Genomic DNA, 11,668 nt, shown 5'->3' with positions numbered 1-11,668 from the left:
CAGCGCGGCCGCGCTGAACGACCTGCTGCACGGGTTCGTGCCGGAGAGCCACGTCCACCGCGTCGACCACTTCCTCGGCATGTCGACCGTGCTCAACATCCTCGGCGTCCGGTTCGCCAACCGGGTGATCGAACCGATGCTGGGTTCGGAGCACGTCGAGAGGGTCGACATCGTCTTCGACGAGACGCTCGGCCTCGAGGGCCGGGCCGGTTTCTACGACGGCACCGGTGCCCTGCGCGACATGATCCAGAGCCATCTGCTGCAGGTGCTGGCGCTGGTGGCGATGACCCCGCCGAGCACACTGGAACAGCTCGACGTGCGGGACGCGAAGGCGCAGGTGCTGCGCGCGACCCGGGTCTGGGACGACCGCCCCGAACGGTTCAGCCGGCGCGCCCGCTACACCGCCGGCTCGGTCGACGGCCGGTCCTTCCCGTCGTACGCCGACGAGCCGGGCGTCGACCCCGCCCTCGGCACGGAGACCCTGGCGGAGGTCGTGTTCGCGGTCGACACCTGGCGGTGGGCCGGGGTGCCGTTCCGCGTCCGGTCGGGCAAGGCCGTCGGATCGCCCCGGCAGGAGGTGACCTTCTGGTTCAAGGACGCCCAGCGGGTCCCCGCCGGGCTCGTCGGTGACGTCCTGCGCAACCGGCTGCGGATCGGTCTCGGCGCCGGCCGTCTCCAGCTGGACCTGAACATCAACGGGCCGGGCGACCCGTCGACCCTGACCCCGGTGACGCTCGAGACGCGCTTCGGCCCCGGCGAGCTGTTCGAGTACGGCGAGGTGCTCCGGGGCGTCCTCGAGGACGAGAAGCCGCTGTCGGTGCGCGACGACATGTCGGTCGAGTCCTGGCGCATCGTCGAGCCGGTACTGGACGCCTGGCGCGCGGGCCGGGTGCCCCTCGACGACTACCCGGCCGGGAGCGCCGGCCCCGCCGGCTGGGAGGAGCGGGCGACATGAGCGAAGCGCTGAACACACGGCCCACCGGGGAGAGCGACTTCGTCGACCTCACCCCGCAGGGGGAGCGCACCGTCCGCAGGTGGGCGATGTCCATCACCATCGGCAGTTTCCTCTTCGGCTTCGACACCGGGATCATCTCCGGGGCGCTGCTGTTCATCCGTGAGGACTTCGGGCTGAACTCCTTCGAGCAGAGCTCCGTGGTGAGTGTCCTGCTGCTCGGCGCGGTCGCCGGCGCGCTGGTCAGCGGAAGGATCGCGGACCGCCACGGACGACGGCCCCTCCTCGCCGGCCTCGGTGTGCTGTTCTTCCTCGGGATCGTCGTCGCCGCCCTCGCGAACGGCTACTGGATGCTGATGCTCGGCCGCGTCATCCTGGGCCTGGCCGTCGGCGGGGTCTCGGCCACGGTGCCCACCTACCTCGGTGAGATGGCACCGGCCCAGATCCGCGGCCGCGTCCTCAGCCTCAACCAACTGCTCATCACCATCGGCCTGCTCGCCTCCTACCTCGTGAACTGGGCCTTCGCCGGGTCCGAGCAGTGGCGCGGCATGTTCTGGGTCGGCGGCATCCCGTCCGTGCTGCTGGTGCTGGTGTGTCTGTGGCTGCCCGAATCCCCCACGTGGCAGATCACCCACGGCAGGACGGACCGGGCCCGCAGGACGCTCGACAAGGTCACCGAACCGGGCGGCGCGGACCGGGTCGTCGCACGCTTCGGCGACACCGGCCGCGCCGGCGGGCAGGACGGGGGCCCGTCCGCAAGCGGGTCGGGAGGCGTGCGGGCGCTGTGGGCCCCGGCGGTCCGCCCCGCGCTCCTGGTCGGCGTGATCCTCGCCGCGCTCCAGCAGTTCGGCGGGATCAACACGATCCTCTACTACGCGCCGACGATCATGGGCGAGGCCGGCCTGTCCGCGTCGAACGCGATCTACTACTCGGTCTTCATCGGCGCCGTCAACGTCGTGGTCACCATCGTCTCCGTCTACCTCGTCGACCGGATCGGCCGCCGTCCCCTGCTGCTCCTGTCCCTGGTGGGGATGGGGATCTCCATCGCGCTGCTCGGGGTGGCGTTCTCCACGGATCTGGCCCCGGTGCTGATGCTCGTTTTCATGATGCTGTACATCGTGGCGTTCGGGATCGGCATGGGCCCGGTCTTCTGGGTCCTGCTCGGCGAACTCTTCCCCCCTGCCCAGCGGGCCGAGGGGGCCGGCGCGGGGTCCACGGTGAACTGGCTCTCGAACTTCGTGGTGAGCCTGCTCTTCCTGCCCCTCATCTCGGCCATCGGGGAGGGACCGACCTTCTGGATCTTCGCCGTGATCTGCGTGCTCGGGGTGGCGTTCGTCGCCAAGTGGGTGCCCGAGACGCGCGGCCGGCACGCCGACGAGGTGGGCGCGGACCTGCGCCGGCGGTGGAACGCGCCGGCGGCGTGACCCGCGGCCGCGGCGCGGTACGGTGCCGCGACGGTGGACCGGCCCGCTACGCGCCGCGCCGCCGGCCGTGCTCCGCGGTGGTACCGGTGTCCGCGTCCGGGGCGCCCGCTTCCGCTTCCGCGTCCAGGGTGACGGCGAAGAGCGCGGCGTCGTCCTGCAGCGTTCCCCCGGTGTGCCGGGAGACGGCGGAGAGCACGGTGTCGAGCACCGCCTCGGGATCGGGCGGGAAGCGCCGGGACAGCACCGGGACGGGGTCGAAGAAGACACCGTCCTCGTCGCGGGCCTCGTCGATGCCGTCGGTGAAGAGCACCAGGGTGGCCCCGGCGGGCAGGTCGAACCGGTCGACCGGGACCTCGTCGCCGCCGAGGGCGCCCAGGCCCAGGGGCAGGGACGGCACGGCCGGTTCCAGCGGGACCGCCCTGCCGCCGTGGACCAGCAGGGGCGCCTCGTGGCCCCGGTTGGCGATGCGGAGCACGGAGTAGTCGGAGGGGATCTCCACGATGACGGCCGTGGCGAACGACTCGCTGTCCGCCCCGCTCGCCTCCTCGATGCCGGCCTGCATCCGGTCTTCCAGCTGCCGGACGACACCCGGCAGGTCCGGCTGGTGGAGGCAGGCCTCACGGAACGATCCGAGCAGGGCGTTGACCGTGCGGACCGCCTCCAGCCCCTTGCCGCGCACGTCGGCGATGAGCAGGCGGATGCCGTGGGGTGTTCTGTGGATCGCGAACAGGTCCCCGCCGATGGCGGCCTCCTTGCCGGCGACCTCGTACCGGGAGGCCACGGTCAGCCGTCCCACCCGGTGCGGCGGGTCCGGCAGCACCGCGCGCTGCACCGTCGCCGCCACCTCGCGGCTCGTCCTCAGCTGCTGCCGGTCGCGCGCCAGCAGCACGTTGAGGCCCGCCGCGATGGCGGTGAGCACGGCCAGGCTGGTGAACGCGGTGATGTCGGAGCGGGCCGGCTCTCTCTCCAGGACCACCAGGAGGAACCCGACGGCGTTCGCCGCCACGCCGGTGGCGATCGTCCCGCGCAGGGAGAGGAGCGGCGCGGCCAGGACGGGGGCCGCCGCGAGCAGGGGGAACGTGCTGACGTTGTTCAGGAGGAACAGGTCGAGGACGAAGGCGCTCACGAGCAGTGCGGCGGGCAGCCACCGGAGCCACCGCTCGCGCTCCCCCGTTTCCCTGCGCCCGTCTCGCATGCGATTCCGTGTTCCTGAAGTGGTCGTCCCGTCGGTTCCGGTGCGGCTGCGATCCAGTCTCCGGCACGCCCCCGGCGACGGCGACCGGAAGATCCGCGCGGCCGCGGACCGGGCCGGCGGCCGGGGCGCCACCGCCCGGCGCGTCGCCTCGCGTGCCCCGGGCGCGTCCCTCCCCGGCTCACCCCCGCGGCCCGCTCCCGTGGTTCGTCTCCGGGGCTCACCCTTACGGCTCACCCCGTGGCCCGTCCGTGATCGGGCGGACCTTGCGGGGCCGGGGGATCATTGCGGAGGATGCAGTACGGGGACCGGGGCCCCCGTGCCGGTAACGGCAGGGGCGGACCGCTACCCGGAGCACAACGCAGGAGACAGCGATGTCCCACGAGGCTTTTGAGCCGGAGACCCCGCATCTCGACTTCGAGGGCACGACCCCCTACGAGGACTACGTCAAGGCCGACGTCCTCACCCACCTCCAGCACACCCTCTCCGACGACCCCGGAGAGATGGTCTTCCTGGTCACCACCCAGGTGATGGAGCTGTGGTTCACCGTCATCGTGCACGAGTGGGAGACGGCGGCGAACGCGCTGCGCGGCGACGACATCCCCACCGCGGTCGACGCGCTGAAGCGGTCCGTGCGGGAACTGGAGGCGCTGAACGCCTCCTGGAAGCCGCTCGGGCAGCTCACCCCGGCGCAGTTCAACGCCTACCGCGGCGCGCTCGGCGAGGGCTCCGGCTTCCAGTCGGCGATGTACCGGCGCATGGAGTTCCTGCTGGGCGACAAGTCCGCGTCCATGCTCGTCCCGCACCGGGGCGCGCCGCGGGTGCACGCCGAGCTGGAGAAGGCGCTGCACGAGCCGAGCCTGTACGACGAGGTGCTGCGCCTCCTCGCGCGCCGCGGGCACCCCGTCCCCGAGGAGGTGCTGCGCCGCGACGTGTCCCGGCGCTACGAGCCGTCGCCGCGGGTGGAGGAGGTCTGGACGGCCGTCTACTCGGGTGACGAACGGGACGAGGTCGCCCGGCTGGGCGAGGCCCTCACCGACGTCGCCGAGCTGGTGTGGCGCTGGCGCAACGACCACCTGGTCGCCACCCGCCGCGCGATGGGCGCCAAGGCCGGCACGGGTGGTTCCGCCGGGGTGGCCTGGCTGGAGAAGCGGGCGCGCAACAACGTGTTCCCCGAGCTGTGGACGGCGCGGTCCTATGTCTGAACAGAGGATCAGGGCGAAGGAACTGGACGCGGCCGACGTGCTGGCCGCCCTGCGCGCCGAGTTCGTGCTGGACGAGGGCGGCGCCGGGAGCGGCGGCGAGGCGGTCTACCTCGACGGCAACTCGCTGGGCGCGCTGCCCGCCGCCGTGCCCGGCCGGGTCGAGGACGTCGTCCGCAGGCAGTGGGGCGAGCTGCGCATCCGGTCCTGGACGGAAGAGGGCTGGTGGACGGCGCCCGAGCGGATCGGCGACCGGATCGCCCCGCTGGTGGGCGCGGCGGCCGGGCAGATCGTCGTCGGCGACTCCACCAGCGTCAACGTCTTCAAGGCGGTGGTGGGAGCGGTGCGCCTGGCCCGGTCGGCGGACACCGCCGCCGGACCCGCCCGTGACGAGATCGTGGTCGACGCGACCACGTTCCCCACGGACGGCTACATCGCCGAGTCGGCGGCCCGGATGACCGGCTGCACCCTGCGCCCGGTGCCACCGTCCGGGATCCCGGACGCGCTCGGCGAGCGTACGGCCGCCGTGCTGCTCAACCACGTCGACTACCGCACCGGCCGGCTGCACGACCTGCCCGCGCTCACGGCCGCCGTGCACGCGGCGGGGGCGTACGTCGTCTGGGACCTGTGCCACAGCGCGGGCGCGCTGCCGGTCGGACTGGACGAGCACGGCGTGGACCTGGCGGTCGGCTGCACCTACAAGTACCTGAACGGCGGCCCCGGTGCACCGGCGTACCTCTATGTGCGCGCGGAACTGCAGGACCGCTTCGACTCCCCGCTGCCCGGCTGGAACTCCCATGCGGAGCCCTTCGGCATGCGCCCGGAGTACGCACCGGCGCCGGGCGCGCTGCGCGGGCGGGTCGGCACCCCGGACATCCTGTCCATGCTCGCCCTGGAGGCGGCGCTGGACGTCTGGGACGGCGGCGTCACGATCGAGGAGGTACGGGCCAAGTCCCTCGCGCTGACGGACTTCTTCCTGGAGTGCGTCGAGGCGTACGTCCCCGGGGGCCGGGTCGAGTGCCTGACCCCGAGGGCGCACGGGAAGCGGGGCAGCCAGATCGCCCTGCGCTGTCCGGACGCGGGCGACGTCATGCAGCGGCTGATCGGACGCGGGGTGGTCGGCGACTTCCGCCACCCGGACGTGCTCCGCTTCGGCTTCACCCCGCTGTACGTCGGCTTCGCGGATACGGAGCGTGCGGCACGGGTGCTGGCGGAGGTGCTGACGGAGACCGGGGCGTAGGGCGTCACGGCGGCGGTCGGCGGGCCCGTGAAAGGGGCAGGATCCGCCGGCCGCCTCCCCGGAGGTTCACCGCGTGTGATGTCCCCATGTCCTTGCACATGATCGTCCTGATACCGTCCCGGCCAACGGCCGAACACTTCTCCGGTCCGTCACCTACGTTTCGTCGCTGAGAGGTTGGAGCATGACGGACGACGTCGCAGCCGCCCGGGCCGCCGCCGAGGAGGAGTCGCTCTTCTCCCGTCCGCCGGTCGACCCCGACACGACCGCGGCCTACGGCGACGACCCGGACCAGCTGATCGACTTCTACGTCCCGCGTGCCACCGGCGGCCCCGGCGGCCCCGCGCCCGTGGTCGTCGTCCTGCACGGCGGTGCCTGGCGGGCGCCCTACGACCGGCGGCACATCAGCCCGTTCGCCGGCTTCCTGGCCCGCCGGGGCTTCGCCGTGGCCAGTGTCGAGTACCGGCACGGGGCGGCCGGGGCGGGCGGTGGGGCCCCGGTCGCGGGACGCTGGCCGGAGACCTTCGACGACGTCGCCGCCGCGCTCGACGCACTGCCCGAGCTGGCCCGCCGGCACCTGCCCGGCGCCGACCCGCGCCGCATGGTGGCCACCGGCCACTCCGCCGGCGGCCACCTGGTGCTGTGGGCCGCCGCCCGCCACCTCCTGCCCGCCGACGCCCCCTGGCGCACCGACCGTCCCGCACCCCTGCGGGGCGTGGTCGCCCTCGCCCCGATCGCCGACTTCGCGGTCGCCGACAAGCTGGACGTCTGCGGCGGCGCGGTACGCCAACTGCTGGGCGGGGACGAGGGTTTCGTCGAGCGACAGCCGTACGCCGACCCCGTGCTGCTGCTGCCCACCGGCATCGCCACCACCGTCGTCCAGGGCCGTACCGACGCCGATGTCCCGCAGGCGGTCGCCGAGTCGTACGCGGAAGCGGCGGCCAAGGCCGGTGAGGTGGTGGGGCTGACGTTGCTGGAGGACGTCGGCCACTTCCCGCTGATCGACCCGGCGGCGGACGCCTGCGCGGTGGTGGCGGAGGAGATCGCCCAACTCGCCTGGTGAAACCTGCCCGTCGGGATGTTCCCGGCGGGCCCCTCTCCCCGGCGTCGCTGGTCGTACCCGTCATACCTGAGAGCCACCCCGGAGGTGAGCTCCCCGGTGGGACGCGGACCACCTGCGCCGATCCGTAACTTCCTCCCCTGAACGGCCCGATGAGCGGGCGGACGGACGGGGGGAACACTCATGGGGCACCGGTGGCGCCGCGCCGCACTCGCCGTGCTGGTCGCATCGGCGGTGACGCTGCATCGAGGTGGTCGGCCAGGCGGTCGACGGGCTGGACGCGGTCGCGCAGGTCGCCGACCTCGCCCCGGACGTCGTGCTGATGGACATCCGCATGCCCGAACTCGGCGGCATCGAGGCCACCCGCCGCATCACCACGGCCACCCCGCACATCCGGGTGCTGGTGCTGACCACCTTCGGCCTCGACGAGTACGTGTACGAGGCACTGCGGGCCGGTGCCTCCGGCTTTCTGCTGAAGGACGCCTCCTCCGACCAACTCGCCGAGGCGGTACGGGTGGTGGCGTCCGGAGACGCGTTGCTCGCGCCCGGCATCACCCGCCGCCTGATAGCCGGGTTCTCCCGGATGGACGCCAGACCCCGTCCCCCGCTCAGGGACCGCGTGGGCGCCCTCACCGAACGCGAGACGGAGGTGCTGTCGCTGATCGCGCAGGGCCTGTCCAACGCGGAGATCGCGGTGCGGCTGGTGGTCGCCGAACAGACCGTGAAGACCCATGTGGGCCGCATCCTGGTGAAACCGGGCCTGCGGGACCGCACCCAGGCGGCGGTCTTCGCGTACGAGTCGGGTCTGGTCCGGCCGACGGGGTACTGACGCGAGGGGCGGCCCGCCCGGGTGCCGTGTGAGCCGGGGCGCCGTGTGAGCCGGGGCGCCGGGGGCCGCCGGCCCCCTCCCCGTACGACTTTTCGTCCCCTTGTAGTACCTGAGACGGAGGCCCGGGAACCCCTCTCGGCGGGGACGCCCTCGGTCACCCGACCGGCCTAACGTGTGACCGTGACTGAGACGACCCACGCCCATCCCGCGGCCCTGTCGCCCGGGGACTGGGCCAAGACCCGCAGCCCGGAGTACCGGCTGGCCCGGAACGCCCTGCGCGGGCTGCGCCACGACCTGATCCACAACGCGTTCGCCTCTCGGCCGCTCCCGCGCCGCGAGATGAACGGCCGGCTGGCACAGCTGCTGCCCGCCCGCCTGCGGGAGCACGCGGGCTGGGCGCCGCACGCCCTGATCGTCGCGCTTGTGCCCCTGGCGTTCGGCGTCTCCGACGGTTCCTTCAGCGTGATCCTCGGTCTGCTCGCCGGGATCCCGATCCTGATGACCCTCGTCCGGCCGGTCGGCGCGTTCTGGCTGTCCATAGGGGCCGCCGTCATCTCCGCCCTGTACAGCAACATCTGGGGCCACTGGCCGTGGTCGCCCGCCTCCATCGTCTGCCACCTCACGGTGCTGACCGTCGTCGCGCTGCGCACCCGACCCCGCACCGCCGCCTGGATGTGGGTGATCACCGCTCTGTGCGGGGGCCTGGCCGAAACCCTGCTCGACCCGCCCGGTGCGTACGCGTACAGACTCAACACCGCTCCTCTGCTGGTCTACTCCGCGCTGATCCTGCTGTGCGTGGCCGTGTGGCACATCCGGCGTTCGGCCGAGAAGGAGGTGACCGCCCAGCAGACGGTCACCGCGCACGAACGCTCCCGGCGCACGCTCCTGGAGGAGCGCACCACCATCGCCCGCGAACTGCACGACGTGGTCGCGCACCACATGTCGGTGGTCGCCATCCAGGCCGAGGCCGCGCCCTACCGGGTGGAGAACCCGCCGCCCGAGCTGGAGCGCGCCTTCGCCACCATCCGGGAGAACGCGGTGGCCGCCCTCACCGAGCTGCGCCGGGTCCTCGGCGTGGTCCGCGCCGAGGACTACGAGGTCCCCGACGCCCCGCAGCCCACCCTCGCCGACCTGGACGCCCTGCTCGCCAACGTGCGGGACACCGGTCTGGACGTGGAGAAGGTGGTGACCGGGGCGGTGCGCGAGCTGCCGCAGGGGGTGGAGCTGTCGGCGTACAGGATCGTGCAGGAGGCGCTGAGCAACAGCCTGCGGCACGCGCCGGGCGCGAGCGCCCGGGTCGAGATCGGGTACGTCCTCGGCGGCCTCGGCCTGCGCGTGGTCAACGGCCCGGTCCCCGCACCGAACCTGGTGAAGCCCTCGCCCGGCGCCGGGCACGGCGTCACCGGCATGCGCGAGCGGGTCACCATGCTGAACGGCGAGATGACGACCGGCCCGACCGACGACGGCGGCTACGAGGTTGTGGTGTTCCTGCCGGTCGCCCCGGTGAACGAAGGTGACGCATGAGCGACGACGACCGCACCATCCGCGTCCTGATCGCGGACGACCAGATGATGGTGCGCGAGGGCTTCTCGGTCCTGCTGAACGCGATGCCGGGCATCGAGGTCGTCGGCGAGGCCGTCAACGGCCGGCAGGCGGTGGAGCGGGTCCGCGAACTCGCCCCCGACGTCGTCCTGATGGACATCCGCATGCCCGAGCTGAACGGCATCGAGGCGACCCGCGAGATCGTCGCCGCCGACGGTGCCGCGAAGGTGCTGGTGCTGACCACCTTCGACCTCGACGAGTACGTCTACCAGGCGCTGCGCGCGGGCGCCTCCGGCTTCCTCCTCAAGGACGCCTCCGCCCGCCAGCTCGCCGACGGGGTACGGATCGTCGCGTCCGGCGAGGCGCTGCTCGCCCCCACGGTGACCAAGCGCCTGATCACCGAGTTCTCCAAGCTGTCCGAGGCCCCGCGGCTGATGCCGTCCGCGCACGCGGCGTACGGCGACCTGACCGAGCGGGAGACGGAGGTGCTGGTGCTCATCGCGCAGGGCCTGTCGAACGCGGAGATCGCCGGGCGTCTGCTGGTCGCCGAGTCGACGATCAAGACCCATGTGAGCCGCGTCCTGGTGAAACTGGGCCTCCGCGACCGCACCCAGGCGGCCGTCTTCGCCTACGAGGCCCGGCTGGTGACCCCCGGGTGACCAGGCCCGTCGCCCCCGAGCGGGGTGACGGGCGTCTCTGGCCAGAGCGGGCGCGGGGGGCTACCGTCCGTCCATGGCACCTCCTCCCGACCTCGCGTTCGACCCGTGGGACCCGGCGTTCCTCGCCGACCCGTACCCCGCCTACGCCGAGTTGCGGGAACGGGGCCGGGTGCACTGGTTCGAGCCGACGCACCAGTGGCTGGTCCCGCACCACGCGGACGTCTCCGCACTGCTGCGCGACAGGCGCCTGGGACGGACCTACCAGCACCGCTTCACCCACGAGGAGTTCGGCCGGACGGCCCCGCCGCCCGAGCAGGAGCCGTTCCACACCCTCAACGACCACGGCATGCTCGACCTGGAGCCGCCGGACCACACCCGCATCCGGCGCCTGGTGTCGAAGGCGTTCACCCCGCGCACGGTGGAGCGGCTGAAGCCGTACGTCGAAGGGCTGGCGGGCGACCTGGTGTCCGCGCTGGTCGACGCCGGCGGCGGCGACCTGCTGACGGACGTCGCCGAACCGCTGCCGGTCGCGGTGATCGCCGAGATGCTGGGCATCCCGGAGTCCGACCGGGCCCCGCTGCGCCCCTGGTCGGCGGACATCTGCGGGATGTACGAGCTGAAGCCGTCGGGGGAGTCGGCGACGAAGGCCGTCCGGGCCTCGGTCGAGTTCTCGGAGTATCTCCGTGAGCTGATCGCCGAGCGTCGCGCGAAGCCCGGCGACGACCTGATCTCGGGCTTGATCGCGGCCCACGACGAGGACGACCGCCTCACCGAGCAGGAGATGATCTCGACCTGCGTGCTCCTGCTGAACGCGGGCCACGAGGCGACGGTGAACTCCACGGTCAACGGCTGGGCGGCGCTGTTCCGCAACCCCGGTCAGCTGGCCGCCCTCCGCGCGGACCACTCCCTGGTCCCCACGGCGGTGGAGGAGCTGATGCGCTACGACACCCCGCTCCAGCTCTTCGAGCGCTGGGTCCTGGACGACATCGAGATCGACGGCACGGTGATCCCCCGGGGCGCGGAGATCGCCATGCTCTTCGGCTCCGCCAACCACGACCCGGCCGTCTTCGCCGACCCCGCCCGCCTGGACCTCACCCGCGCGGACAACCCGCACATCTCCTTCAGCGCCGGCATCCACTACTGCATCGGCGCCCCCCTGGCCCGTATCGAACTCGCGGCGTCCATGAGGGCGTTGCTGGAGCGGGCCCCGGCGCTGCGCCTGGCGAAGGAGCCGGAACGGAAGCCGAACTTCGTGATCCGGGGTCTGGAGGGGCTGGCGGTCGAGGTCTGAGCCCGCCGCCCCGGTCCGCTCCGCCCCCGGGCGGACGGGGTCCCGGGCCCGTTCCGCACCGGGGGCCTTCGCGGTCCCGGGGCCGGCATCCGGGGCCGCGGAGGCGGGTGTCGTGCCGGAAGCCGTGAGCAGTCGGCGGGCATGTGTCCCTCAGGCGCTCACATGAGCGGGATCAGGACAGTAGAGGGCACAGTGCTCACGGTTCGGGGGCGGTGTGTCCCCCGCCCCCACCAGCTCCGGGAGCAGCGAACCGTCCCCGGTCTAGTCCGCGCCCGCGAGG

Annotated in this window: 9 protein-coding genes and 1 pseudogene; 9 read left to right on the top strand and 1 reads right to left on the bottom strand. The window is 72.9% G+C overall.

The features are described 5' to 3' along the window. The coding region (locus AOK18_RS19845) for a glucose-6-phosphate dehydrogenase (RefSeq protein ID WP_055695239.1) at window positions 1-955 on the top strand (955 nt) is incomplete at its 5' end. Continuing rightward, window positions 952-2,376: a sugar porter family MFS transporter gene (locus AOK18_RS19840; protein ID WP_055695238.1), complete on the top strand. Its 1,425-nt coding sequence runs from the start codon at window positions 952-954 to the stop codon at window positions 2,374-2,376. The genes AOK18_RS19845 and AOK18_RS19840, both read left to right, overlap by 4 nt. A 46-nt stretch (window positions 2,377-2,422) precedes the next feature. Here AOK18_RS19840 and AOK18_RS19835 read toward each other — a convergent pair whose 3' ends face one another. Beyond that, window positions 2,423-3,571, bottom strand: coding sequence for a PP2C family protein-serine/threonine phosphatase (locus tag AOK18_RS19835; RefSeq protein WP_055695237.1), 1,149 nt, complete (start codon window positions 3,569-3,571; stop codon window positions 2,423-2,425). Between the two features lie 371 nt (window positions 3,572-3,942). On the opposite strand from AOK18_RS19835, the gene AOK18_RS19830 reads away from it, so the two are divergent. The 7 genes and pseudogenes from AOK18_RS19830 to AOK18_RS19800 all read left to right on the top strand — a co-directional run bounded on the left by AOK18_RS19830 (window position 3,943) and on the right by AOK18_RS19800 (window position 11,388). Next, entirely contained in the window at window positions 3,943-4,773 is an 831-nt protein-coding gene (locus tag AOK18_RS19830) for a tryptophan 2,3-dioxygenase family protein (protein WP_055695236.1), read from the top strand. Further along, window positions 4,766-6,010 (top strand): kynureninase, encoded by a 1,245-nt coding sequence (kynU, locus tag AOK18_RS19825; RefSeq protein WP_055695235.1) that lies wholly within the window; start codon window positions 4,766-4,768, stop codon window positions 6,008-6,010. Before AOK18_RS19830 ends, kynU begins: the two co-directional genes overlap by 8 nt. Window positions 6,011-6,191: 181 nt before the next feature. Then, window positions 6,192-7,070: an alpha/beta hydrolase gene (locus tag AOK18_RS19820; protein ID WP_055695234.1), complete on the top strand. Its 879-nt coding sequence runs from the start codon at window positions 6,192-6,194 to the stop codon at window positions 7,068-7,070. Between the two features lie 241 nt (window positions 7,071-7,311). Continuing rightward, window positions 7,312-7,896, top strand: a pseudogene (locus AOK18_RS19815) (response regulator); the annotation flags it as partial. 180 nt (window positions 7,897-8,076) lie between these two features. Continuing rightward, complete coding sequence (locus AOK18_RS19810; protein ID WP_055695240.1) at window positions 8,077-9,420, top strand: sensor histidine kinase; 1,344 nt, start codon at window positions 8,077-8,079, stop codon at window positions 9,418-9,420. Then, complete coding sequence (locus AOK18_RS19805) at window positions 9,417-10,097, top strand: response regulator (RefSeq protein WP_055572899.1); 681 nt, start codon at window positions 9,417-9,419, stop codon at window positions 10,095-10,097. Before AOK18_RS19810 ends, AOK18_RS19805 begins: the two co-directional genes overlap by 4 nt. 73 nt (window positions 10,098-10,170) lie before the next feature. Continuing rightward, a complete protein-coding gene (locus tag AOK18_RS19800; RefSeq protein ID WP_055695233.1) occupies window positions 10,171-11,388 on the top strand; it encodes a cytochrome P450 in 1,218 nt (405 codons plus the stop codon). The last annotated feature ends 280 nt before the right edge of the window (window positions 11,389-11,668 follow it).

Source organism: Streptomyces prasinopilosus (genome assembly GCF_001419695.1).
Taxonomy (GTDB): domain Bacteria; phylum Actinomycetota; class Actinomycetes; order Streptomycetales; family Streptomycetaceae; genus Streptomyces; species Streptomyces prasinopilosus.
Note: the sequence above shows the minus strand (reverse complement) of the source record. Positions and strands in the feature narration are given on the sequence as shown.

Excerpts from the sequence above, each read along its gene's own strand:
- AOK18_RS19800 (WP_055695233.1), top strand. The coding sequence starts at position 10,171 with ATGGCACCTCCTCCCGACCTCGCGTTCGACCCGTGGGACCCGGCGTTC.
- AOK18_RS19805 (WP_055572899.1), top strand. The coding sequence starts at position 9,417 with ATGAGCGACGACGACCGCACCATCCGCGTCCTGATCGCGGACGACCAG.
- AOK18_RS19820 (WP_055695234.1), top strand. The coding sequence starts at position 6,192 with ATGACGGACGACGTCGCAGCCGCCCGGGCCGCCGCCGAGGAGGAGTCG.
- kynU (WP_055695235.1), top strand. The coding sequence starts at position 4,766 with ATGTCTGAACAGAGGATCAGGGCGAAGGAACTGGACGCGGCCGACGTG.
- AOK18_RS19840 (WP_055695238.1), top strand. The coding sequence starts at position 952 with ATGAGCGAAGCGCTGAACACACGGCCCACCGGGGAGAGCGACTTCGTC.
- AOK18_RS19830 (WP_055695236.1), top strand. The coding sequence starts at position 3,943 with ATGTCCCACGAGGCTTTTGAGCCGGAGACCCCGCATCTCGACTTCGAG.
- AOK18_RS19835 (WP_055695237.1), bottom strand. The coding sequence starts at position 3,571 with ATGCGAGACGGGCGCAGGGAAACGGGGGAGCGCGAGCGGTGGCTCCGG.